The sequence below is a fragment of the Pandoraea sp. E26 genome (genome assembly GCF_000681415.1).
GTDB lineage: Bacteria > Pseudomonadota > Gammaproteobacteria > Burkholderiales > Burkholderiaceae > Pandoraea > Pandoraea pnomenusa.
Genome location: NZ_AYXJ01000002.1, coordinates 463,256 through 486,322 on the forward strand (window position 1 = coordinate 463,256; position 23,067 = coordinate 486,322).

The following is a 23,067-nucleotide window of genomic DNA, read 5'->3' on the forward strand; positions in this document are numbered from 1 at the left end:
AAAAGAGGATTCCCCCAATGCGCGTCGGACTGTTTGTCACGTGTCTGATCGATATGATGCGTCCGGAGATCGGCTTCTCGACGCTCAAGCTGCTCGAGACAGCCGGTTGCGAAGTCGTCATTCCCGATTCCCAGACCTGTTGCGGTCAGCCGGGCTACAACTCGGGCGAGCGCGCCATCGCCCGCGATCTCGCCCAGAAATTCCTCGATGAATTCGAATCGTTCGACTATGTCGTGGTGCCGTCGGGTTCGTGTGGCGGCATGGTCAAGGCGCATTACGGCGACCTCTTCGCCGACGACCCCGAACTCATGGGACGCTACGAACGCCTGCGCCCGCGGGTGTTCGAGCTGACAGATTTTCTCGTCAACGTTCTGCACATCGACACGGTGCCCGGCGACTACAACGGCGAAGTGACGTACCACGATTCGTGCTCGGGCCTGCGCGAGCTTGGCGTCAAGACGCAGCCGCGTGCATTGCTCGCGAAGATGCCCGGCGTGAAGATGACCGAGATGAAGGACTGCCAGGCCTGCTGCGGATTCGGCGGCACGTTCGCCTTGAAGTACGGCGACATCTCGACGGCGATCGTCGACGAGAAGTGCGCGAACATTGCGGCGAGCGGTGCACCGGCCGTGGTGCTCGGCGACCTCGGTTGCATGCTCAACATCGAAGGGCGCCTGCGGCGCACGGGCGACACGAAGACGCGCGTGTTGCACATCGCACAGGTGCTCGCCGGCGATGCGTGAGTTCGCCGCCATCCTCCCGACCCTACCGGCCCCGGCACCGTCGCGCGTGGTGACGCGCGGCGCGCGTGCGGGTTGCCATCACTACTCTTGAGTCGCGATGCAAGTTCAATCGATGCAGTTCAAGGCGCGCGCGGGGCAGAAGCTCGCGGATCAGCGTCTGCAGGCCAATCTCAAGAAGCTCTCGACCAAGTTCGTGACGGCGCGCGCCGCGGCCATCGAAGAGATCGATTTCGAGGCCACTCGCGAGGCGCTCAAGGAGCGCCGCAACCGCGGGCTCGAGACGCTTGACGTCTGGCTGGAGATCTTCGAGCGCGAAGCCACGCGTCGCGGCGCGACGGTGCTGTTCGCCGAATCCACGCAGGACGCCGCGCGCCTGATCGCCGAGATCGCGCGCAAGCATGACGTGAAAAAGGTGATCAAGTCGAAGTCGATGGTCACAGAGGAGTTGCAACTCAACAAGGTGCTCGCCGACATGGGCGTGCAGTCCGTCGAGACCGATCTTGGCGAGTACATTCTTCAGATCAACGACAACGAGCCGCCGTCGCACATCATCGCGCCGGTGGTACACAAGGATAAAGACGAGGTCGCGGATCTGTTCGCGCGCGTGCACCACAAGCCGCGCCTGACCGAGATTCCCGCGATGACGCGCGAAGCCCGCGAGATGTTGCGCCCGCAGTTTCTCTCGGCCGACATGGGCGTGACCGGCGGCAACTTCCTCGTGGCCGAAACCGGCTCCGTGGCCGTGGTGACCAACGAGGGCAACGAGGGCATGTGCACGATCATGCCGCGCGTGCATGTGGCGGTGACGGGCATCGAAAAGGTATTGCCCACGCTCGAGGACCTGGCCACGGCGATGCGCTTGCTGCCGCGCTCGGCGACCGGGCAGGGAACGTCGAACTACTTCTCGTTGCTCACGGGCACGCGTGCTGAAGGCGAGGTGGACGGCCCCGATCACATGTACTTCGTACTCGTCGATGGCGGGCGCTCGGGGCTGATCGGCGGTGCGTTCCAGGAGATGCTGCGATGCATTCGCTGCGGCGCGTGCATGAACCACTGTCCGGTGTACCAGAAGATCGGCGGCCACGCCTACGGCTGGGTCTATCCTGGGCCGATGGGGTCGGTGCTCACCCCCAGCTACGTGGGGCTGGAGAAGACGCTCGACCTGCCGCAGGCAGCAACGCTATGCGGGGAGTGCAACCGTGTGTGTCCGGTCGGCATTCCGATTTCGGACCTGCTGCGAAAGCTGCGTGAGCGCCAGGTCGACCGTGGCCTGCGTCCGTGGCAGGAGCGGGCGGCGCTTGCGGCATGGGCGTTCGCCGCGCGTCGGCCGCGTCTGTATGCCACGCTCACGGGCATTGGCTCGTGGGCGCTGCGTCGCATGGGGCGCGATCGCGGCAGCATTTCGAAATTGCCTTTCGGGGGAGGCTGGACCGACACGCGCGAGATGCCCGCCCCGAGCGGCAAGACGTTCCGTGCGATGTATCGCGAGCGCAGGGCGCCGCGGTAAGCGTCAGCCGCCCGCGCGTGCGTCTTGGCGATGATCGCGGCGGTGCGTTGACGAAGAGCGCGTGCATGTTCGCACGCCGACGCGCCAACGCAACGTGGGACTTCCGGCATGGCCGGGTGGCGTCGACCGTGTCGGCGCCCCCCGGCCATGTCGCATTCAGCGGGTGGGCTTACGTCCTCGCCGGCAGCGCGAGGCGCTTCTCGATGCGTCGCTGCAACGCGGACAGCCCCGTCGAGAGCACCCAGTAGATGGCGGCGCACGCGAGGTATAGCGGTAGCGGCTGGTACGTCGAGGCAATCACTTCCTGTGCGGAGCGCAGCAACTCGGTCACCGTGATCACCGATACGAGCGAGGTGTCCTTGATCAGGCTGATCAGGCTGTTGCCAAGACTCGGCACGGCGATGCGTAGCGCCTGAGGCGCGATCACGTAGCGCAGCGTCTGCCAGTACGACAGACCAAGGCTATAGGCGGCCAGCCACTGGCCGCGCGGCATGCCTTCGAGCGCACCGCGCATGCTCTCCGACAGGTACGCACCCACATTCAGGCTGAGCGTGAGCACGCCGGCGGGAGTGGGATCGAGCGAGATACCGATGCCCGGCAGGCCGTAATAGACCACGAAGATCTGCACGAGCAGCGGCGTGCCGCGCATCACGCTGACGTAGGCGCGGGCGATGGCGCGCAGCGCACGGATCTTGCCGATGCCCATGATCGCCACGACGATGCCGATCATCAGGCCGAACACCATCGACATCAAGGCGAACTTGATCGTCAGCACGGTGCCCTGCAGCAGCACCGGCATGGATTGGGCGGCGAGTTCGAATGGATTCATGGGGATGTCTGGTGGAATGGCGGAGTGCGCAATGACGACGGCCGGCACCCGCGTCGTGTGCGTGATGCCGGCCGTGACGTCGCCGAAACCGTTCGGCGCGGGAGCTGCGGTTTACTTCGCGGGTTTGGACACGTCTTCACCGAACCACTTCTGTGCGATCCTGGTGAGCGTGCCGTCCTGCTTCATCTGCGTGAGGGCGTCGTCGATGGCCTTGGCGAATTTCGGATTGCCCTTGCGGAACGGGATGCCCACGGACTGGCTGGCGCCTTCGAGCACGGCGCCCGGACGCAGCGGCAGATTCGACGTCTTGATCAGATACGCGAGCATCAGGCGATCGTTGAGGGCGGCGTCGATGCGGTTTGCCGCGAGGTCGCGCAAGTACTCGGGCGCGCCCGGATACGTGCGCACGTCGATGCCCGGCACGGCTTTGGCCATCTTGTCGTAGTTGCTGCCCAGGCTCACGCCGAGTTTGTGGCCCTTGAGCGCGTCGAGCGAATTGAATTCGCGCTTGTCGTCCTTGCGCTGAATGAGCTGTGCGGCCGAGTAGGTGTACGGCTGGCTGAAGTCGAGCGACTTCTTGCGCTCGTCGGTGATGGCCACCTGGTTGACGATGACATCGAACTTGCCTGCGACCAGCCCGCCGATGATGCCGCTCCATTCGGTCGTCACGAATTGCGCCTTCACGCCGAGGCGCTGCGCCACGGCCTTGGCCACGTCGACGTCATAGCCGTCGAGCTGGCCGTCGGTGCCACGGTAGTTGAACGGGGGGTAAGTCCCCTCGATGCCGACTTTCAACACGCCCGCCGATTTCACGGTATCGAGCAGGTCGGCTGCGCGGGCCGGCGATGTGCCGATCAACGCGGCGGCGGCCAGCGGCACGAGGCACAGCGTCTTGAGCCAGTTTTTCATGGTGACGAATTCTCCCTATAGCGATTGAAGAGGGGCAGCGTGCAGCCGGTCAGGCCGAACGCAGAGCCTCCACGCATTCTCGCACCAGCTCGGGTCCGCGGTAAATCAATCCGCTGTAGACCTGAACCAGGCTTGCGCCGGCATCGAGCTTGGCTCGTGCGTCGGCGCCCGACAGGATGCCGCCCACGCCGATGATCGGCAACGCGCCGCCGAGTTCGGCGGCGAGCGCGCGAATCACCCGGTTCGACGCCTCGAACACCGGACGCCCCGACAATCCACCCGTTTCGTTGGCGTAGGGCAGGCCGGCGACCGCTTCACGCGACAGTGTGGTATTGGTGGCGATCACGCCGTCGAAGCCGTGGCGCGTCAGCGTGCCCGCAATCACCTTGATCTGCTCGTCGTCGAGATCCGGAGCGATCTTGAGTGCAATCGGCACGTACTTGCCATGACGATCGGACAGCGCGCGTTGCTTTTCCTTGAGCTTGCCGAGCAATGCGTCGAGTTCATCGCCGCCTTGCAACTGGCGCAGGTTCTTCGTGTTGGGCGACGAGATGTTTACCGTTACATAGGTGGCGTACGGGTACACCTTCTCGAGGCAGATGAGGTAGTCGTCGACTGCGCGCTCGATGGGCGTGTCGGCATTCTTGCCGATGTTCAGGCCGAGCGGTCCCTTGTAGCGCGCCGACTGGACGTTCTGGAGAAACTGCTCGACGCCGCCGTTGTTGAAGCCCATGCGGTTGATGATCGCTTCGGCCTGCGGCAGCCGGAAGATGCGCGGCTTCGGATTGCCTGGCTGCGGACGCGGCGTGACCGTGCCCACTTCCACGAAACCGAAGCCGAGTGCGGCCAGACCGTCGATGCAGCTGCCGTCCTTGTCGAGGCCTGCGGCCAGGCCCACGGGGTTCGGGAAGCGGATGCCCATGACCGTGCGGGGGGATTCGGGAAGCGTCTGGCCCACGAGGCCGCCCAGGCCGAGCGCGGCGGTGCCCCGCAGCGTGGCAAGCGTCAGATGGTGAGCTTGTTCGGCGTCGAGGCAGAACAGGGCGCGGCGGGCCAGAGGATAGAGAGACGCAAGCACGGTGTCGGGTTCGGCAGAATCGGAAAGTCGCCATTTTACCGGGATCGCGACGCCGGGGCGCGTCTTTTTCTACGCTCTGCGTACTCTTGTATTCCGCAGCATCCGGGGTGCGATGAGCGCGGTGCGCACTACGAGGTGTGCGCGGGTGCGCCGGTGCGTTCCTTTGCCCGCCGGGTCACGCCCCGGCGGCGTCGAGCATGGCTTGTGGCATGTCATGCCACTGTCCGTCGATCAAGCCCTGGAGCGGTCGGAAATTGGCCTTGTAGACCATCTTCCGGCTGGCCTGGATCCAGTAGCCGAGGTAGACGTGGGGCAGTCCGAGCGCACGCGCCTGTTCGATCTGCCAGAGGATGTTGTACGTGCCGTAGGAGGCGCCTTCGACGTCGGGGTCGAAGAACGTATACACCGACGACAGCCCGTCGCTGAGGATGTCGACCATGCTGATCATGCGCAGCGTGCCGGCGCCCTGATGTCCGGGAGGTTCGCGGAATTCGACGAGGCGGGAGTTCACGCGGCTTTGCAGCAGGAACTGTTCGTACTGTTCGCGGCTGTCGTGGTCCATTCCGCCGCCCGCGTGACGCTGCGACTGATAGCGCATATAGAGCTGGTAGTGCTCTTCGGTGTAGTGCAGTCCCGATACGTTGACGGCCAGACCGGCGTGGCGCCGCCAGATACGTCGCTGCGTACGATTCGGCGCGAAGCGCGCGATCGGCACGCGCACGGGAACGCAGGCGCGGCAGCCGTCGCAATAGGGACGGTAGGTGAATACGCCGCTGCGTCGGAATCCGGCGCGCACGAGTTCGCTGTAGACGTCCGAGTTGATGAGATGACTGGGAGTGGCGACCTGCGAGCGTGCCGTGTGATTGTCGAGATAGCTGCAGGGGTAGGGCGCTGTCGCGTAGAACTGAAGGGCAGACAGCGGGGACAGCGGCAGTTCGTTCGGATGGGTCACTGCGAAACCTCGTGAGCCTTGTCTGCTGCGTTACCGTAGGCCAGTGCGCTGAGCATCCGCTTGTCCAGACGCCAGACCGGCGCGGGGGCCATGACCGCTTTCTGCACGTGGGCCAGAAAGGCCTGGCGGGGGATTTCGCCGCCGCCGAGCGACGCCAGATGTGCGGTAGTTTGCTGGCAGTCTATCATCTCTATAGCGTGCGCGCGTGCAAAAGCAACGAGTGCGGCCAGGGCGATTTTCGACGCGTCGTTACGGCGGGCGAACATCGATTCGCCGTAGAACATTCGTCCGAGGGCCACGCCGTAAAGGCCGCCTACGCGTTCACCTTCGTAGAACGTTTCCACGCTGTGGGCGAGGCCGGCGTCGTGCAGCGCGCGGTACGCCGCGACGATGGCCGGCGTGATCCACGTGCCGTCCTGTCCGCGCCGGGGAGCTTGCGCGCAGGCTTGCATCACGGCGGCGAAATCGTCGTCGAGCCGTATTTCCCAGGCGTCGTCGCGCAGCACTCGGCGCAGCAACTTGCGGAAGTTGTGACTGACGACGAACTGCTCCGGGCGCAGCACCATGCGTGGGTCCGGGCTCCACCAGAGAACAGGCTGGCCCTGCGAGTACCACGGGAAAATGCCCTGCCGGTAGGCGGCGAGCAAGCGTTGCGGTGAGAGGTCGAGGCCGGCGGCGAGCAGTCCCGGCGCGTCGCTCGTGGCGTCGAGCGCTTCGTCGACCGACGGGAAAGGATCGTTTGCTTCGAGCCAGACGACCATGACGACGTTAGCTTTTCGGGGTGACGGAGGCCATCGCGCGGGGCGTGAGGCGCCGAGGCGGAGCCGCAGGCGAGGCGTTCGTGTGTTCAGACACGCAGCATCGGCGTGAGGATGTCCTCGGTGTGCGCCGTATTGACGGGCAACACCGGCGTCGGCATGCCGGGGGCGGTTGCATTGGGCATGCCTTCGAGGTGCACGCCGAAGGCGCCCGCGCGGCGATCCTCGAAGAAGTACTTCAGCGTCTTGGCGACGGTCGGAAAGGCGATATCGTCCCAGGGAATCTCGTCTTCCGAGAACAGCCCGACCTCGAGACTCTCTTCGCCGGCGGCAAATTGCGGTTCGCGCATCTGTGCCAGATAGAAGATATGCACCTGATTGACGTGCGGCACGTTGAGCAGCGAGAACAGCGCGCCGACCTCGACGACTGCACCGGCTTCTTCCAGTGTTTCGCGCGCGGCGGCTTGCGACGTCGTCTCTCCGATTTCCATGAAGCCGGCTGGCAGCGTCCAGTATCCGAGACGCGGCTCGATGGCGCGCTTGCACAGCAGCACCTGATCGCCCCACACGGGCACCGTGCCGAGCACGTTGCGCGGGTTCTGATAGTGGATGGTGCCGCAATGGGTGCAGACATGCCGCTCGCGGTTGTCGCCGGGCGGAACGCGCAGCTCGACCGGATGGCCGCAGGCGGAACAGAATTGGATGGTAGGACGTCGGTTCATGGTTGCTGCGAGTGTATCATCGGCGGCGCGCGCTGTGCGCCGACGCACGCGGGGTGCCGGGATAACCCCGGCGAGCGCCCATGCCGGAGGACTGCGCGGCCGTGGGTGTCGGTGAGCCGGTGGCGCCTCGTGAGGGGACTGGAAAAATATTCGGCCGTAAATGTTGCGCTGCGATGGCGATTGTCATATAATTCAATTCTTCAGACGCGGGGTGGAGCAGTCTGGCAGCTCGTCGGGCTCATAACCCGAAGGTCACAGGTTCAAATCCTGTCCCCGCAACCAAATTCGAAAGCCTGATTTCCACAAGAAATCAGGCTTTTTGCGTTCTGAACGACAAACCAGCGGGTACCGCCATGTCCGGCATCTTTTCTACGAGCGAAAAGGCATTCGACGCCATTACCGAATTGTGGGAAGCGTCGGTGCGCGCGACGCACGATTTCCTGAGCGAAGCGGATATCGCCTGGTTGCGTCCGCGCATTCGGAATGAATATCTCGCTGCGGTGACGCTGCGGGTGTTTCGCGACGATGCGAATGTCATCCGCGGGTTTGTCGGTGTGGCCGAAGGGAACGTCGAGATGCTTTTCGTGGCGCCCGACGCGCGGCGCCAGGGGATCGGCGCGGCGCTGCTGGCTTATGCGGTGCGCGAACTCGGTTGCACGCGCGTCGACGTCAATGAGCAGAATCCGCAGGCGCTGGCGTTTTATCGCCGCGAGGGCTTCGAGGTGACTGGGCGCTCGCCGCTCGACGGACAGGGGCGTCCTTTTCCGCTTTTGCACATGCAACTGGCGAGCGCGCCGACCGGTCATGCCGCAGGATCGAACGCGTAGGACCCATCTAGCGGATCAGGCGAGTCAGGCGGATCAGGCGGATCAGGCGAATCGGGCAAATCAGGCAAGTCAGGCGCCACGCGTATTTAACGCGACGCCGGCATCAGGCGCTGTCTGATGCGTGCACCGAACACGTTGACGACGAGTCCGGCCATGACGAGCGCAGCCCCTGCGATTTGCGGTGTCGTGAGTTGTTCGTCCAGCAAAAGGGCGGCCGATGCGAGGCCGATGATGGGCACGAGCAGCGAGAAGGGCGCGACCTGACTGGCTGGATAGCGCGTCATCAGGCGTCCCCACAGCGAGTAGCCGACGAGCGTGGCGATGAACGACAGATAGGCCACCGCGAAAACCGAAGACGCCGAAATGTGCATCAGCGAGTCGGCGATTTGCCGTGGGCCTTCGAACACATAGGCGAGCAGGGCAAAGGGAATTGGCGGAATCAGGCTGCCCCATACGACGAGTCCGACCAGATCGACATTGCCGATCTTCTTGGTGACGATGTTGCCGGTCGCCCAACTCAGCGACGCGCACAGCGTGAGCGCGAAGCCGAGGAGCGTCATCGCGCCGCCGCCCTGAAGTCCGATCACGGTGAGCCCTGCTGCCGCGATCAACAGTCCGACGACGTTCTGCGCACGAAAGCGTTCGCCGAGGCACATCACGGCGAGTCCGAGCGTGAAGAATGCCTGGGCCTGAAGTACCAGCGACGCCAACCCGGCGGGCATGCCGACATACATCGCCGTGAACAGCAGCGCGAATTGTCCGAATGAGATGGTCGCGCCGTAGGCGAGCAGCCACCGCCATGGCACTTGCGGGCGTCTCACGAAAAAGACCGCGGGAAACGCTGCGAGCAAAAATCGGAGCGCGCCCAACAGCATGGGGGGCACGCCGTGAAGGCCGACCTTGATGACGACGAAGTTCACGCCCCAGGCGAGTACGACGATCAATGCCTGAAAGAGGTCCTTCGGTGCCATGCCGACGTCTCCTGTCGCTGCTTGGGTAGGGTTTCGGGGAGAAAGGCGAAAGTGTACTCCCGCGACGTCGACGTGTCGTAGGAAAAACCTGCGGGGCGGGGCAGGGCGATGGAGGATGACCGCGACCGGGATGTACTGCCGGCGGCCGGCGAAGGCATCACGTATACTTTGCGTTTCGTATTTCACATGACGTCGTCTTGCCGGAGCAAGTCGGCGATTGCTGTATTTGAGGAATTTGCATGAACTTGCCTGCCCGCCGCGTCAGCGTCGCACCGATGATGGATTGGACGGATTCGCACTGTCGCGTTTTTCATCGCCAGCTTTCGCGTCACACGTGGCTTTATACCGAGATGGTCACGACCGGGGCGTTGCTGCACGGCGACGTGGCGCGTCATCTCGACTTCGACGCCGTGGAGCATCCGGTCGCGCTGCAACTGGGCGGCAGCGAGCCGGCGGATCTGGCGCAGGCGGCGAAACTGGGTGAGCGGTGGGGGTACGACGAGATCAACCTGAACTGCGGATGTCCGTCGGAGCGTGTGCAGCGCGGTGCATTTGGCGCATGCCTGATGGCCGAGCCGGCGTTGGTGGCCGACTGCGTCAAGGCGATGCGCGACGTGGTGCAGGTGCCCGTCACGGTGAAGCACCGCATTGGCATCGACGACGTCGAATCGTTCTCGTTCGTGGAGGATTTCGTCGGCAAGGTTGCCGAGGCGGGTTGCACGACGTTTATCGTTCATGCCCGCAATGCCATTCTCAAGGGCCTGAGCCCGAAGGAGAATCGCGAAATTCCGCCACTGAAATATGACTACGCATATCGTCTGAAGCAGGTATTTCCGCAACTGGAAATCCTGATCAACGGTGGCGTGAAGACGCTCGATGAAGTCGAGCGGCATCTGCGGCATGTCGACGGTGTGATGCTGGGCCGCGAGGCATATCACAACCCGTACGTGCTGGCGGAGGTGGATGCGCGATTCTATGGGGACGCGTCGCCGGTCAAGTCACGCGAGGCGGTGGAGGATGCGTTGATCGAGTACGCGGCATCGCAGGTGGATAAGGGGCAATACCTGGGCGCGATCACGCGTCACGCGTTGGGGTTGTATCGCGGGGTGCCGGGCGCGCGCGGATGGCGTCGAGTGCTGTCGGACCCCAAGCGATTGAAGGCCGGCATTGGTGCGTTCGAGCAAGCGCGGGAGCAACTGCGCGCAGGCGCCTTCGCGGCGCGCGAAGACGCGGGTGGTGTAGCTTCGGCTTGAGCGGCGTTGTGGCGCGAGTGATGTTGCACCGCGTCGCGCGAGGATCGTTCGCCGCGTGAGATGGCGATGTTGCGCATCGATCGCGCACGCGAGTGAGGAAACATTTAGAAGAAGTGAAAAAAGTGCTTGGCAACGAAATAAAAACGTCGCTATAATCTTGCTTCTGTTCAGCAAGCAAGTCATGTTGCTGATCACGGCGGTGGCCGTAGCTCAGTTGGTAGAGTCCTGGATTGTGATTCCAGTCGTCGTGGGTTCGAGTCCCATCGGTCACCCCAAAATTCCCTTGTTGTTCAAAGCGTTAAGCGCACTCATTACGTTCCACAAAGCAAAATTCGGAACGAAAATCCCAAATTCGGAATTCACTCGGTAGCGTCAGCGACCCTTGTCTTGCGTCGATCGTAGTGTCGATGTGTCGTCGACGGGCTTGTGTGAGCGGCGAAATCGTACGCATCTGCGGCGCGCTGTTCGAGCTTCGAGGTGATAGCAGCCGGGCGGATGTCGAGCAACGAAAAGTATTCCGGGTGCTTCGTGAGTTGAAGCTCCAAGTCGGCCACAGCTTCGCCTCTTCGCTGAGCTGCCTCGCGCGCCTTCTTCGCCTTGAATTCCTCGGCGATCGCGGCGTCCTTCTCGCCGATGTACGTATACATCGCGTCCTGCCAAACCGAGTTCCAGCCGCTCTTCGTGTACGGTCGGCCCCTGCGATTCGGAAACAGAAACACGCTCGCGACTTTTCGCTCGCGCTTCGCCCGCTCGACGACCACGCGAAGGCGTGGGGACCATTTCCTCAATTTGCGCGTTTCCGATTCACCCATCTTCCGCTTCGCGCTAACGACCATCACTCCATCGTCGCTCAGCCCTGACATGTGATACGGGCGCACCTCTGCGGCGCGGAAGCCGGTCAAGTACGTGAACATGCCGGCCACGCCCATCGTACGGAAGGCCTGTTCCTGCTTTACCGACCACAGGTAGAACCGAATCACCTGGCTGCGCACGACATCGCGCACGAAGGTGTCGGCCTTGTTCAACATGAGGTTGCGGAACGGGTGGACACGGATCAGCCCCCAGCGAATACCGTAGTTGCAGATTGTCGACATGAGGGCCATTTCCTTGTTCGCCCCTTTGGGGGCGCCGGACTTTGCTCGCGCGTCCAGATACTGATAGCCGTGGACAGGCTCCAATGCCGCAGGCTGCATGCGGCCGAAGAATGCCGTGAGCCGTTCATATGTGCCTTTGCGCACCGCGATGCCTGCCTTCGACTGGTCGGCGTAATGGGTAGGGTCGATCTCGGTGCGAAAGCGGTCGATCATGTCGCCAACTGAATCAGCGATGATCTGTCCTGCAATGATGTCCATCGCGCGGCGCTGGCTCACCGCCGCGGCGCGCGCGATTTCGGCGCGGTCACCACGCGGCGCGCTCGCGATCGTTTCCCGGCGCCCGTCCGGGTACTTGTACCAGAAGGTGACCTTGCGAACCCCGAACCTCTTGTAAAGGCGCGGGGTACCGGTAGGCTCGTCGGTGACCCGAGTGGTGCTCTTACGCGAAGGCTTGGTAGTTCGGCGTTGCGTCATATTTGTTGGTGCTACTGTTGTTCTCATTGATGCCCATTTTCTTGTCGCGGTATGCCCGGGCCACTTTCGGCTGTCCGTGGCTGTCGACCACGTAACGCCATCGATTGGCGTCGAGCCACTTCATCATTGCCGAGCGCTGGTTCGGTTTGCAGCCGATCAGCTCGGCGAGTTCGTGCATGGAGAGGTAGTCGTTCATATTGCGATTCCCCAATTTCGTGCTGTCACTCGTAGCATGTCGTTCGTACTATCATGGGTTCCCGGCCACTCTCGGAAGCCGCTCAAACCATGCCTACCCTCAACTTCACGTATCGCGGTTGCAACGTCGACATCGAGATCGGCGAGCGTGCAACCCTCTGGGACATCACCATCGAGGTGACGCCGTTCGACGGCGTCGAACTGATCGAACCGTTCGGCGCCCGCAAGCTGAAGCTGGCGAAGGTCGAGGAACTGGACGAGATCCAGGCGGCGCTTGTCGAAGAGATCCAGATGGCGATCGATCATCGGCTTGTTGGCTGCTGAGCGGCCCTTGGATGGCCCTGCGTTCGACAGCGACGAAGAAATCAAACGGTCGTTTGGGTGTTCCGGGTATTCCATACTTCCTGACGTAATTTGGCTTCGTAGACTGATCTGACCGTATGGTGCTGATTTGCCCCCTGGCGCCGCGGATTCAGGGCCCATCCCCATCGATGGGCCTTTTTTCGTTCTGGCCGGGTGGGTGGTCATGCTGCTTGTTCAGTCTGTTGTTGTCGGTGATTAGCGAAGAAGACCGCGCGCGCGAATCCCATCGGCGTGGCGCTTCTGAAGTCGGCGCGATGTTCCCCCGGGGGCGCTTTGTGAATGCGGTCGTCAGGCGAGGCGAGTGCGAAGTCCCGTTGCGGTGCAGGCATGATGAAGCCGCCACCGGTCCACAGGCACGTCTTCTTCGTATAGTTGTCGTCGGCGCATAGTCCGGCGAACTCGTACGGATGGAACGTGTGGTCCGGCTTACGCCAATACGAACTGACGGTGCTCACAGGGTTTTCGATCAGATACGGCGCGCCGGTCCACTCGGCAAGCTTCACGGACGCATCGAACAAGCGAAGAGCCATGATGAGCGAGCCAATACCCTTATCCTTGAACCAGCGTGCACCTGACACCGCGACGTCTGTGCACGGCGGGAAGAAAAAAGCTGCGGCGATATCCCCGCGCGGCGGCATCCAGTCGAGCATGTCCGCTCCTACCCAGACGATGTTTCCATCGCGGCGCTCGCCTGGCGCATGCTGGATGTCGACGCAGTAGCACAGATACCCAGAGTCGGCCCACGGCTTGACCATGTTGCCGGTCTTGTCGAAGCACGAGATGACGATGCGTCGGCAGTCGCCCAGAATGATCTCGTTCTGTCTCATGCGACCTCCATCAATAAGTCGACGCGCGGCAGGTTGGGCGATAGCCAGAGTGATTCCACCCGAGGACGAGCACCATCGGCATGCGCACGGCCATCGATGCGAGCCCAACCCTTAAACAGTTCGTCGTAGAGATCGCACCGATACCCACTGAGAACAACCATCCCCTGAAGGCCACATAGGCTCTCTGCAAGTTCTCGATGCTGATCGTCATTCATTTCATGGCGATAGGCAGGCGCATGCGTAGCGAGCTTGCGCGTGCTATGGACATAGGGTGGATCTACGTAATGCAGCGTTTCCGGACCGTCGTGCTGGCGCATGCAGGCGACGGCGTCACGATTCTCGATGACAACCCCACGTAATCTACCGATGACGGCCCGCAGACAATCCGGGTAGTTCATCCAATCATGAGCGGGCGTCGTGCCGGAGCGGTTGCTATTCGCGCGGAAACCGGTTGCTTGACCAGAAGCCCCGGCGGAGCCGAACCCCATAAAACTGCGAATGAGCGTTCGCCGCGCCTGCTCGATTGGATCCTCGGCAGGCTCATAGGCGCATACAAATTCCTTGCGTGCAAATGGTGTCAACTCACAGGCGAGCGCGAGCCGCTCGCCGTGGTCACGGCAGACGCGGAAGAGATTCGCCACCTCACCGTCGAGATCGTTGTAAATCTCTGCGTATGATCTGGGCTTACGCAGCAGCACACTCGCGCCGCCGCCAAAGCATTCGACGTAGACGCGGTGGCTGGGCAGATGCTGGATGATCCACGGGGCTAGGCGCCATTTGCCGCCGTGGTATCGCATGATGGGGCGAGTGGGGGAGGTCATGCTAGGATTCCTCGAAAATTCTGCAGGGGACCGAAGTGCAAGGACACAGTTGGGGGACATTTTTCGGGGCATTCGTCGCAGGCGTCCTCGCTGCGGTGTTCTTTAGGTTTCCGCCCGCGTCGAGTGGAGATTGGGCAAGCTGGGTACAGGCATTTGGTTCGGTAACTGCAATTTTCTGGGCCGTTTTGATCGCGATTAGCGAGCAGCGAAGATTTGCGCAACGGCAGGCAGAAGAAGCCAAGGACCTGGCGCATCAACTTCAAGTCGAACTTCGCTGGGTCAGTGGCGATGTGATGGAGTTCCTTAATCGATTCGCCAACGCGGCAGATGGAATGCCCAATACGGTAAAAATTGACGACATCGATGTGAGCGACTTGCTTGAACGGCTGACATGGTGTCGTCAGCGTGCTGCCACAGGCGAGCAACTCGCGAGAGTGGGTTCGCTTAGAAGTTCGTTGATGCGTACCGTCAGACATATCCGAGACCGGTCCGAAAGCGGATTCCTTCTGTTTGATTCTTCCGACTTGGAAGTGCTTTCCGAAGCGAGAAGGGCGGCGCGGAAGGCTTGGTCGGGCATCCAAGGTGTGGACGGTATCGACGACTAGCATCACGCCCCCTTAGCGCCGTCGACGCGCGTGAACTCGATCACCCACACCCACGGGTTGGCGTCCCACGATCCGGGGCCACTGATCGATTCCCATAGGCGGACATAGCATTCCGCCGGATTTGGCGCTCGGTATCGGTCTTCTTCAATGTGAAACGCCCCGTCACTTGTCGGCTTCACCCCCTCCGCGATCGCATCTGCATCGCTGATGCTCTGCAACCGCTCTACCCGCACGCCGGTGATTTCGAGCACAAGGCGGCACATCCAGCGCGGCATGTGGATTGCGGGGCGCTTGCGAAGCTCATACGGCTCGATGTGGTCGGGATCGTCAGACTCGCCCCAACCCCAAGCGGCGGCGTGCTCGCCTTCCTCCGACTCCACGTAGACCGGTCCGACGAAACCGTAGCGTTCTACGTCGTAAGTCGTCTCGCGCACCCACAGGCGGTCTCCGGGCTGACCGAATAGGCTGTTCATGAAGTCGCCGCCGTTCACCTCACCGGCCAGTTCGTGGGCCGCAAGCAGCACACCAAAGGCGAGATCCTTGCGAGGCTTCACGACCCGCCGCGTCTGCGTCTTGGTGCCGTCGAGGATTGCGCGCACCATCGGCGCGCTAAAAAGGATAGGGCGCTCTTTCACGATTTCCGCTCCTCCGCTGCCTGAGGGCCGATAGGGCACGAGTAGCAGACGTGCCAGCCCATGCCGAGGCAGCCCACAACGTCTTTTTGCGGTTCGCCGCACGGTGCCGTCATGATGAGGATGATCTTCACGCATCCCCCTTTGCCTGATTGGCGGCAATGGCGGCGGCCATGTACGAATCCACACGCTCGTTGATCTTTGCGGCATCACCGGCATGGCAAAGCATGATGGAGTGGAGCGTTTCAGCGTTATCTTCGAATGCGATGGCCCACCGATACCGCTCCGCATCCCGCTTGTCCTTCCCGCCATCCGCTGACAGCGCGGCGCGCCATGCATCCCACGCCGTCTCAGCGTCCCGGTCGTTCGTGGAAATCGGCTTGCCGGTGCCACGGGTGTACCACTGCACGAATCTTTCCCGCTTATCCCCGCCCACCTTCGCGGGAGACGTGAGGGCGGCACGGTTCAGCGCGTCGACCAGAATTGCCCGAATGTTCGCCTTCGCTTTCAGACCGTAGGCATTGGCCGCCGTGATCGGCTTGCGGACTTCTTCCATGATCGCGAACACAAGGGCGTCAGCTTCGTGACCGGTTCGGCGCTCCATGACGTCAGCGTCCACCTGCTGCGCATCTGCGGCGCGCTTGGTCGCCTGCGCGATATGATCAAGCGCGTTCTGCCACGGGCAATTGAGGTTGCTGTGCTCACCAATTTCGACACCGAAATGCTTTGCGATGGCATCGGCCAGCTTCTCGGCCGCGTCGTGATACTGGTCGCGCTCGTCAATCACTTGCCCCAGCTCGCGCTCGCCGCCATTCACGGGCGCGGCGTTTGCGAACACTTCGTACTCGTCGCCCATGCGCCAAGCATCGGCATCGGGGATGAACGTGATGCTGCCGTCACCGACCTGCACGCGACCGACAGGAACCGCCTCTTGCCCTGCGCTCTGTGCGGCTGGCGTGGGGGCGGCAGTTCTTCGGACCGCATCTCGCACCGCATCCTGGATAGTCCACATCTTGTACATGGGGTCATCGAGTTGCTTGATGATCGCGTCGGCCAGCGTCACGGTCTTGTTGTCAGGCATTTTTCACCTCATCAGTCGGAGCGGCGGGGAGGGGCATCCAGTGAGTCGGCGGGTTGTCGCGGCGATAGGGTATCGTCCAGTCGCCCAGCCACGATGCAGCGCGCACGCGGGGCCGCACCTTGTCGAGCACGGTCACCTCATCGGCGAACAGCAGCGCCACCTCTGTGCCATCTTTCGGAGCCGTCTCGATCGACATCCACTTCGGCTGCGCCGCTTCCCATCCGCGCAGCGCTCCAGCGGTCACCGGCGACGTAAGCTCGCCTTTCCAGTCGACCGACATATCGAGCCCTTCCGATTCGGCCCATTGTTCGAACGTTTGCGTCATGCTGCCGCCTTCGATCCACCGACGCTGTGGTCGGCGATCCAGAATGTGGTGATGGATTCCGGCATGGCGCCGGGCGCGGCCTTCATGCTCATGAACACGAGAGCGGTATCGAGGTCGCCGGCGTGCGCGAGGTCATCGAGCCAATACAGCAGGTTGTCGCGTTCTGCCCCGACCAGCACGTCGGCGCGGTCGAGCATCAGCACGCGCACGCCGGACAGGTGCGCGATGGCCTCGGCGATCAAGGCGTCTGCGCGCCACTTCTCGGATTCAGACAGCAGGGCGTAATCGCGGCCGGCGGCGGTGATGGACATGTCAGCGGCGATCGCTACGCGTGCCCAGCCCGCGGCGTCGGATTGTTCTGCCGCCCGGGCATTGATCGGCCCGAGGGCTTCGGCGAGCAGATCAGCGGGGATGCCGTCCGGGCCCAACGCACCGGCGAGTGCTTCCCAGGCTGCAACGTCTGCGTGATGCTGCGCAGCGCGCTTCGTTTTCTCGCCGGCCTCGGCGATCGCGCGCTGTGCACCTTCGATACCCGCGACAATCTCGCGCGCCTTGGTGGCGCTTGCCCTGGCATCGGTCAAGGCCTGCTCGATGTCGGTGCGCGGCGGGGCATCGTCCGACGCGGCCTCGGCGGACTCTTTCATCACCAGTTCCAACTGCGCGGCGGCGTCGCGCGCGCGGTCGAATTCGGCCTCGCGGCTCTTCATCGCGTTCTGCAACACGGCCAGGCTCTTCTCGTACTCGGGCAGGCTCGCGGCTGCATCCTCGTTTCGCTCGACGGGTGCGTCCGCTGCGAGCTTCCCGGCGAGGTAGCGCAGCAGGGCGCCGCACTCGGGGCAGGTGCACGGCATGCCCTCGACCTTGCCGCCGGCGGCGGCGCGCAGCGCTTCGACCTTCGGCAAAAACTCTGCCAGTTCGGCGCGCGCGCGCTCGAGCGACTGTTCCGCCTTCGGCAGCTTGGCGGCAGCCTCGCGCAGTGCCGCGGCGCGCGCGTCACGTTGTTGCCGCTGGCGGTCTGCCGCGTCGATGGCGCCGAGCTGCTGCTGAAGGTCGGCGCACTCGCGGTCGAAGTTCTCGATCGTCTCGCGGCCCTCGACCAGTGCGGCGGCGAGGTCTGCGGCATCCTCGGCGCCTTCCGGTGCCTTTGCCGTCCAACCGCTGGCCTTCGAGCTGCCGTAGGTCTCGCCGGTGACGGCGCGCCACGCCCCTTTAGCGGCGGTGGCCTTCGACTGAGCCTCGGTCGCCGCGGCGTCGAAGCCGGCGCGCACCAGCGGCAGCACGGCATCGGCCTTGTCGCCGGTGATGCCGCGGGCAGCGAGGCGCTTGCGCACGTCATCGGTGCCCACGGTCACACCCATCAGGTCGAACAAGAACGTGCGGCGGGCCTTCGAATCGAGGCTGGCGAAGCGCTGGGCGTCGAGCACGAACGGTGTGCGCGGATCGGTCGGGATCGTCTGAGTGATCTTCCCGCCGGGCAGCGCGACGTTATTCGCGCGCCCGCCGTCGGCCACGACGACGATGGATCCCGACTCGGCGCCGTCGTGTACCAGGCGCCCGTATTCCTTCTTGAGCGCCACGCGCACGCTCTCGCCGGCGAGAGCCAGGCGTACGGCGTCCTGAATGCTCGACTTCCCGGCACCGTTCGGCCCGCAGAAGAGGGCGACCGGCGTGCGCAGCTCGACGTCGGCCGTGCGGATGCCGAGGAAGTTGGTGGCGTGGATGTGGGTGATCTTCATCGAGCCGGCCCTCACTCAGCGTTCAGGGGCGCGCGCGCGCGGCGGCCAGCCGGCGCCGCGGTGCTCGGCTCTTCAGCGGCCTGAGTCAGTTCGCGCACCCGGCGGGCGGCGACCTGGTTCAGCGTGGCCTTATGCGCTTCGTCTGCGAGGCCCGAAATCATGCTGCGGGCGAGGTCCAATTCCTCGACGGTTGACGCGGTGAGCAGTTCGCGGTTGATGTCCTTGAACGTCGGGGCGTCGCCATCGTGGCCGGCATCATCGTTGCCATCGATGTCGAGCCCAGGCTGCTGGCCATCGTCTGCGGCGGCCGCGTGTTGGGGCGCCTGTTCGCCGACGACGTCGGTAGGCTCGGCGCGCGCGGTGGCTTGGGTCGCATTGGCGCGCAAATCGTCAACGGACATCGTCGGAACCACGTAGCTGCCGTCAGGGTTGATGTCGATGATGTCGCGCTCTTCTTCGGACGTCCGGCCCATGCCCATGACGATGTCGGGGGCGTGGATGTTGCCGAAGAAGCTCCCGGCGCGGTACTGGAACATCAGCACGCGCATTTCGGTTTGCCATTTCGAGCCGGATTTGCCGTACCAGCCTTCTTCTACGGCCATCTTCATCGTGACGGGCGCGGATTCGACCACGGGCAGCCCGAGCGCCTTGTACATGTCCAGCATGCGATTGGGGAATTTGCGCAACAGATCCGGGGTCAATTGCGGTTCCGGAAACCCCTTCGGCAATGCCCAGGCGATACACTCGACGTCGTCGACTTCGACGCTACGCTCCTCGAAAATCGGTCGACGGGCTTCCTTGTTCCAGCCGGTCTTTTCTTTGTAGGTCGCATTGATGCGGCCACGGTTGATCATCTGGAACCGAAGGGGGGTGAAGCGACCAGACGCATTAATGGCGGCGATCACGAACTTGCCGGACCAGCGCAGCTTTCCTTCGATCATGTCGGCGTTCTGCATCACCGCAGTGATCGACATGTCGACAGCCCGTGCGACTTCGATGGCCACCAGGCAGTTTCCGATTGCGGACGGGTTCTCGACCCAGTTCTCTTCGGTGCCTGCCTTCTTCAGGTTGTACGCGCGGAACTGCGCGGGGACGGCGTCACTGCTTGCATACGCTTTGGCGATTCGGTTAGCCAGTGCGAAACCACGTTCGGTGAACATGTCGACGGCGAGATCCGGCATCGGCTGCACCGCATTTCCTGCAGTCTTCATTGTCTGGATGTTGGCGGGTGCGTTCATGGACTTCAGGCTCCCTTACGGATGGTGGTATAGGCGTCGCGATCCACGACGGTCACGGTGCGGCGATCCTCGACGCTCTTCACGCCTTCGCCGAACTGGTGCTGCATGTTGCGAATGAAGCGGTCCCGATCCCACACGCGGTGTTGCGTCACGATCGGGCTGTGCTTGCCTGCCGGGTCAGTCAGGCGGATGAAAAGGTCTTGTGCGGTCATGGCAGTGGCTCAGTCGTGGAACTGGCAGGCGGCGTAGCGCGGGCAGTACTTCTCCGAGCACAGCAGCGATTTCGGGTTGGGATAGAAGCGGCCGGTCTTGAACATGTCGGCCGCGAATTCGATCAGGCCGGGCGTCGATTCGGTGCCGAGCATGGCGCGCTTGGCGTTCTTGATCGTGCCGGTTGCGATTTCGAGCGTGCCCTTCGTCTTGAGGCCGATGATTTCCGCATCGTCGCCGATCACGTCGCCCGTCGAGTGCTCGTAGAGAATCTCGTAGGTGCCGATCTGCGGGCCGTGGCCCTTCGTGACCGCCGCGCCTTTCTGCACGGCGGCCGAACCGCTCTTCAGGTCGGCGATGCCGACGCCTGCGGCGGTGCGGCGTACGCGGGCCCGGTCCATGGTTCCAGTCAGGCGAACGATGACGCCATTGCCGCAATCAATGTCGAGCGGCTTCGTTTCCATTTCCACGGCCACAAACTCGAATTGCGGCGACACCTCGCGGCAGTACTTCGTCAGCAGCGTGATGCCGATGCGCTCGGCTTCGGACATCGTCAGATCGTCCTGCGACGGATCAAACTCGTTTTCCGGATCGCGCAGCTTGTCGATGAGCGCGCCGGCGGCGTCGTCAGCAGTGAGCCCCGCGCCATCGAGGCGGCTCTGGTCGAACACAGCGGTGCCCGCGTGGATGGCGGTGCCCAGCGCTGCGCGCAGGCCGACGACATTGCGCAGCTTCAGCAGGTGAATGCCTTCCCAGCGGTACGAGCAGTCGAAGAGGGCGCCCCAGCTCGAGGCGCGAACGGTGTAGATGCTTTGCATGGCGGGTCTCTCAGTGGATGCGGACGAAAATCAGATCGTTGCCGGACCAGCGGCACGACAGCCGCCAGCCGCGAGCGCGCATGCGCTCGACGAATTCGTGGAAGAGGGGATCGTTCATGCGGACCTCCCGTAGACCGGCATTTCGCTGGCTTCGGCGTCGACGCAGTACTTCGCGCCGCCGATGAGCAGGGCAAGTACGATCAGGACGATGAGGACGCGGCCACAAAACTGGCTGAAGTCGAGGGCGAGGCGGATCATGCGGCACCTCGGGCGCGGGCGTAGCGCACTTCCAACTTGAAATACGTGGCCTGGTGGGCATCGCGCATATGGTCTGCGAGCCCGGCGGCTTTTACGCGGCGCCCGCAGTCCGGGCAGTAGCACTTCGATGCCTTCTTCGGCTGGTCGAAGGTCGACTCTTCTTGGCAGTCACAGCAGCGGCGCGGGAAACCCTCGCCAGCGCCATCAAGAGCGACGCCACAACCCTCGCAGAGAGTGCCGTCGAGCATCATTTCGGCGATATCGCCCATCTCATTCCCCCGTAGCACGGCGCACGAGCAGGCGGCGCAGGTCACTGCTGATCGAGTCGGGGTCGCGCAACTCGTCGCGCGCTTCCCCGATCGTCAGGCCGTGCCGTTCCGCGTAGGCAGCCAGATCGTCGGCCACGTCGAGCGAGGTCTGATACCGCTTTTCCTCGAAGCTCTCGACGTAGCTGACGTTCATCGCGCTGGCCCCTTCGTGCGTTCACTTCCGAATGCGCTTTCGCGCGGCTGACGCAGCTACCGGTTCCCGGCCCGGCGACCCCGCGTCATGACTCGTCAGTCAGCGGATTGGGGCGGGTTGTGTGCTGCGTTGGAGTGGATATTAGGAAATCCTTAAGTTTTGGTCAATAGGATTTCCTAATTTATTTTCGGAGTTCCTAATTTTGGCGGTAGCGGCCGGAGAGATCACGTCGGCTATAGACGCAAAAAAGCCCGCCGAGGCGGGCTTTGTGGGAGTCGGGCTAGAAAAAACCCGCCGAAGCGGGCTTTTGATAGATGTGGGCGTACGAGTCAAGTCGCTGGGGCGAGGGCCTTCGTAACGTACAGTTTGGGCCCAGTTAGTTCGCCTTCTTCTGTAATCGCCACAACGTCTAAACGGCAGGGGCTGTCGAACTGGAATGGCGAGAATATGAGAGCTGCGCCGGCGTGCGCGCGCGTAGGAGGGGCGAATCCCTCACGACTTGTCGTATTTAGGACGAGAGACTCTGGTTCAAACTTAATTGAACTAATAGTTTCTCCATCTTTTCGCACTACGAGTTCAAGCTCCTTAAATGGCTTTTCTATCGCTGTGTGAACGGATGCAAAAATGCAAAGCTTTGGGATAGTAATGGGGAAATCAGAGACATGCATGTCATTTAAGTAGACGCCCATGAATGACATCTTATTCCCGATTTCGTTGCGAATGTCATCGCAAAATATTGCTTCAATGTGACGGCCACTCATTTGTTTTCCTGCTTGCAAACCTGCACGAATGCGCCAACCACATCCAATAGCGGAACATCGAGAACACTAGAAAGGCGAACGAATGTACTAAGCCTAGGATCTCCGCGGCCAGATTCAATTCTCGCAATGGAGGGTTGCTTCATGCATGCGAGGGCCGCCAACTGCGTCTGCGAGATTCCACGGTCGAGACGAAATTCGCGCAAGGATAAATTTTCTAGGCGCTTGACTTCCTCGTAGTCTGAGGCCGCCGCCGCCAACGCTTCTCGGCCACCTGGTTCGTTCGCGAATGCGGCGATTTCCGCATCAATATCAACGAACTCGTCGTCTGGAAGCGTGTTAATGAACTTCGTTTGTTTGAACTCTAGAGCAAAGGGTTCACTGGTCGCTGACGGAGCGAATTCAGTGAACTTTGAGCCCGAGTCGCTTATAAAGCTCACGAATACGTTTGCACGTGTCGGGGTCATTTTCATAATCTAGGCTCCGATGTACTACCGCCACAATGTAGAAGTCTTTTGCTTCGATATCGTAGAAGTAGATAAGCCTGTAAGGAAATGTGTGGCCAGGAGCGTCATATGCCTTTATGCGCCATACGTCGTGACCGCGTTTGTGGAAGAACTG

General features: G+C 62.6%; 29 protein-coding genes and 2 tRNA genes. 8 read left to right on the top strand and 23 right to left on the bottom strand.

The genetic code is table 11. The annotated features are described in order from the left end of the window. Nucleotides 1-17: 17 nt before the first annotated feature. Both W930_RS0102160 and W930_RS0102165 read left to right on the top strand, forming a co-directional pair. On the top strand, nt 18-743 hold the full coding sequence (locus tag W930_RS0102160; RefSeq protein ID WP_023596495.1) for a (Fe-S)-binding protein: 726 nt from the start codon (nt 18-20) through the stop codon (nt 741-743). Nucleotides 744-840: 97 nt separating this feature from the next. Next, nucleotides 841-2,250 (top strand): lactate utilization protein B, encoded by a 1,410-nt coding sequence (locus W930_RS0102165; RefSeq protein WP_023873957.1) that lies wholly within the window; start codon nt 841-843, stop codon nt 2,248-2,250. A gap of 169 nt (nt 2,251-2,419) precedes the next feature. Here W930_RS0102165 and W930_RS0102170 read toward each other — a convergent pair whose 3' ends face one another. From W930_RS0102170 to W930_RS25690, 6 genes are all read right to left on the bottom strand, one after another. Beyond that, nucleotides 2,420-3,079 (bottom strand): amino acid ABC transporter permease, encoded by a 660-nt coding sequence (locus W930_RS0102170; RefSeq protein ID WP_023596493.1) that lies wholly within the window; start codon nt 3,077-3,079, stop codon nt 2,420-2,422. Nucleotides 3,080-3,190: 111 nt separating this feature from the next. Next, on the bottom strand, nt 3,191-3,988 hold the full coding sequence (locus W930_RS0102175; RefSeq protein ID WP_023596492.1) for a transporter substrate-binding domain-containing protein: 798 nt from the start codon (nt 3,986-3,988) through the stop codon (nt 3,191-3,193). Between the two features lie 49 nt (nt 3,989-4,037). Next, complete coding sequence (locus W930_RS0102180) at nt 4,038-5,066, bottom strand: quinone-dependent dihydroorotate dehydrogenase (protein ID WP_023596491.1); 1,029 nt, start codon at nt 5,064-5,066, stop codon at nt 4,038-4,040. A gap of 175 nt (nt 5,067-5,241) precedes the next feature. Continuing rightward, entirely contained in the window at nt 5,242-6,018 is a 777-nt protein-coding gene (locus W930_RS25685; protein WP_023873958.1) for an arginyltransferase, read from the bottom strand. Beyond that, nucleotides 6,015-6,779, bottom strand: a complete 765-nt coding sequence (gene aat, locus W930_RS0102190; RefSeq protein WP_023873959.1) for a leucyl/phenylalanyl-tRNA--protein transferase — start codon at nt 6,777-6,779, stop codon at nt 6,015-6,017. Before aat ends, W930_RS25685 begins: the two co-directional genes overlap by 4 nt. 86 nt (nt 6,780-6,865) lie before the next feature. Continuing rightward, nucleotides 6,866-7,480, bottom strand: a complete 615-nt coding sequence (locus tag W930_RS25690; protein WP_023873960.1) for an NUDIX hydrolase — start codon at nt 7,478-7,480, stop codon at nt 6,866-6,868. A 223-nt stretch (nt 7,481-7,703) separates the two neighbouring features. Here W930_RS25690 and W930_RS0102200 point away from each other — a divergent pair. Both W930_RS0102200 and W930_RS25695 read left to right on the top strand, forming a co-directional pair. After that, nucleotides 7,704-7,780: transfer RNA gene (locus W930_RS0102200), tRNA-Met, on the top strand. A 71-nt stretch (nt 7,781-7,851) separates the two neighbouring features. Then, nucleotides 7,852-8,325: a GNAT family N-acetyltransferase gene (locus W930_RS25695; protein ID WP_023873961.1), complete on the top strand. Its 474-nt coding sequence runs from the start codon at nt 7,852-7,854 to the stop codon at nt 8,323-8,325. Nucleotides 8,326-8,411: 86 nt separating this feature from the next. On the opposite strand, the gene W930_RS0102210 is transcribed toward W930_RS25695, so the two are convergent. Next, complete coding sequence (locus W930_RS0102210) at nt 8,412-9,296, bottom strand: EamA family transporter (RefSeq protein WP_023873963.1); 885 nt, start codon at nt 9,294-9,296, stop codon at nt 8,412-8,414. 239 nt (nt 9,297-9,535) lie between these two features. Here W930_RS0102210 and dusA point away from each other — a divergent pair, with 239 nt between their 5' ends. Both dusA and W930_RS0102220 read left to right on the top strand, forming a co-directional pair. Further along, nucleotides 9,536-10,549, top strand: a complete 1,014-nt coding sequence (dusA, locus tag W930_RS0102215; protein WP_023596485.1) for a tRNA dihydrouridine(20/20a) synthase DusA — start codon at nt 9,536-9,538, stop codon at nt 10,547-10,549. A gap of 199 nt (nt 10,550-10,748) precedes the next feature. Then, nucleotides 10,749-10,824 (top strand) — tRNA-His (locus tag W930_RS0102220). Between the two features lie 84 nt (nt 10,825-10,908). Here W930_RS0102220 and W930_RS0102225 read toward each other — a convergent pair. Both W930_RS0102225 and W930_RS25700 read right to left on the bottom strand, forming a co-directional pair. Next, nucleotides 10,909-12,117: a hypothetical protein gene (locus tag W930_RS0102225; protein WP_036655656.1), complete on the bottom strand. Its 1,209-nt coding sequence runs from the start codon at nt 12,115-12,117 to the stop codon at nt 10,909-10,911. After that, nucleotides 12,083-12,313 carry a DUF4224 domain-containing protein gene (locus W930_RS25700; RefSeq protein ID WP_023596483.1) on the bottom strand — a complete coding sequence of 77 codons (231 nt, stop codon included), beginning with the start codon at nt 12,311-12,313 and terminating at the stop codon, nt 12,083-12,085. The genes W930_RS0102225 and W930_RS25700 overlap by 35 nt, the downstream gene beginning before the upstream one ends. A gap of 89 nt (nt 12,314-12,402) precedes the next feature. Here W930_RS25700 and W930_RS0102235 point away from each other — a divergent pair, with 89 nt between their 5' ends. Next, a complete protein-coding gene (locus W930_RS0102235) occupies nt 12,403-12,636 on the top strand; it encodes a hypothetical protein (protein WP_023873966.1) in 234 nt (77 codons plus the stop codon). Nucleotides 12,637-12,836: 200 nt separating this feature from the next. Here the strand turns inward: W930_RS0102235 and W930_RS0102240 are convergent, their stop codons facing one another. Then, nucleotides 12,837-13,502 (bottom strand): hypothetical protein, encoded by a 666-nt coding sequence (locus W930_RS0102240; RefSeq protein WP_023873967.1) that lies wholly within the window; start codon nt 13,500-13,502, stop codon nt 12,837-12,839. Then, the gene (locus tag W930_RS25705) at nt 13,499-14,323 is read right to left on the bottom strand and encodes a DNA adenine methylase (RefSeq protein ID WP_023873968.1); all 825 of its coding nucleotides are present in this window, start codon (nt 14,321-14,323) and stop codon (nt 13,499-13,501) included. Before W930_RS25705 ends, W930_RS0102240 begins: the two co-directional genes overlap by 4 nt. A gap of 35 nt (nt 14,324-14,358) precedes the next feature. Between W930_RS25705 and W930_RS25710 the strand changes: the two genes are divergently transcribed. Continuing rightward, nucleotides 14,359-14,928 (top strand): hypothetical protein, encoded by a 570-nt coding sequence (locus tag W930_RS25710; protein WP_023873970.1) that lies wholly within the window; start codon nt 14,359-14,361, stop codon nt 14,926-14,928. A 2-nt stretch (nt 14,929-14,930) separates the two neighbouring features. Here W930_RS25710 and W930_RS0102255 read toward each other — a convergent pair whose 3' ends face one another. From W930_RS0102255 to W930_RS29430, 12 genes are all read right to left on the bottom strand, one after another. After that, a complete protein-coding gene (locus W930_RS0102255; RefSeq protein ID WP_028730761.1) occupies nt 14,931-15,563 on the bottom strand; it encodes a hypothetical protein in 633 nt (210 codons plus the stop codon). Nucleotides 15,564-15,690: 127 nt separating this feature from the next. Beyond that, nucleotides 15,691-16,641 carry a hypothetical protein gene (locus tag W930_RS0102260; RefSeq protein ID WP_023873973.1) on the bottom strand — a complete coding sequence of 317 codons (951 nt, stop codon included), beginning with the start codon at nt 16,639-16,641 and terminating at the stop codon, nt 15,691-15,693. Next, nucleotides 16,634-16,966: a DUF551 domain-containing protein gene (locus W930_RS0102265; protein ID WP_023873974.1), complete on the bottom strand. Its 333-nt coding sequence runs from the start codon at nt 16,964-16,966 to the stop codon at nt 16,634-16,636. The genes W930_RS0102260 and W930_RS0102265 overlap by 8 nt, the downstream gene beginning before the upstream one ends. Then, nucleotides 16,963-18,702 carry an AAA family ATPase gene (locus tag W930_RS0102270; protein WP_023873975.1) on the bottom strand — a complete coding sequence of 580 codons (1,740 nt, stop codon included), beginning with the start codon at nt 18,700-18,702 and terminating at the stop codon, nt 16,963-16,965. Before W930_RS0102270 ends, W930_RS0102265 begins: the two co-directional genes overlap by 4 nt. A gap of 11 nt (nt 18,703-18,713) precedes the next feature. Further along, nucleotides 18,714-19,940, bottom strand: a complete 1,227-nt coding sequence (locus W930_RS0102275; RefSeq protein WP_023873976.1) for a hypothetical protein — start codon at nt 19,938-19,940, stop codon at nt 18,714-18,716. 5 nt (nt 19,941-19,945) lie between these two features. Then, entirely contained in the window at nt 19,946-20,152 is a 207-nt protein-coding gene (locus W930_RS25715; protein WP_023596474.1) for a hypothetical protein, read from the bottom strand. A 9-nt stretch (nt 20,153-20,161) separates the two neighbouring features. Then, nucleotides 20,162-20,968, bottom strand: a complete 807-nt coding sequence (locus W930_RS0102285) for a PD-(D/E)XK nuclease family protein (RefSeq protein ID WP_023873977.1) — start codon at nt 20,966-20,968, stop codon at nt 20,162-20,164. Nucleotides 20,969-21,082: 114 nt separating this feature from the next. Next, the gene (locus tag W930_RS30365) at nt 21,083-21,226 is read right to left on the bottom strand and encodes a hypothetical protein (protein ID WP_023873979.1); all 144 of its coding nucleotides are present in this window, start codon (nt 21,224-21,226) and stop codon (nt 21,083-21,085) included. Beyond that, a complete protein-coding gene (locus W930_RS30575; protein WP_023873981.1) occupies nt 21,223-21,495 on the bottom strand; it encodes a hypothetical protein in 273 nt (90 codons plus the stop codon). The genes W930_RS30365 and W930_RS30575 overlap by 4 nt, the downstream gene beginning before the upstream one ends. Before the next feature lies 1 nt (nt 21,496). Beyond that, the gene (locus tag W930_RS0102300) at nt 21,497-21,688 is read right to left on the bottom strand and encodes a hypothetical protein (RefSeq protein WP_023873983.1); all 192 of its coding nucleotides are present in this window, start codon (nt 21,686-21,688) and stop codon (nt 21,497-21,499) included. A gap of 329 nt (nt 21,689-22,017) precedes the next feature. Continuing rightward, nucleotides 22,018-22,449 carry a hypothetical protein gene (locus tag W930_RS29985; RefSeq protein WP_152552652.1) on the bottom strand — a complete coding sequence of 144 codons (432 nt, stop codon included), beginning with the start codon at nt 22,447-22,449 and terminating at the stop codon, nt 22,018-22,020. Further along, entirely contained in the window at nt 22,446-22,919 is a 474-nt protein-coding gene (locus tag W930_RS29430; RefSeq protein ID WP_080685085.1) for a helix-turn-helix transcriptional regulator, read from the bottom strand. The genes W930_RS29985 and W930_RS29430 overlap by 4 nt, the downstream gene beginning before the upstream one ends. Between the last annotated feature and the right edge of the window lie 148 nt (nt 22,920-23,067).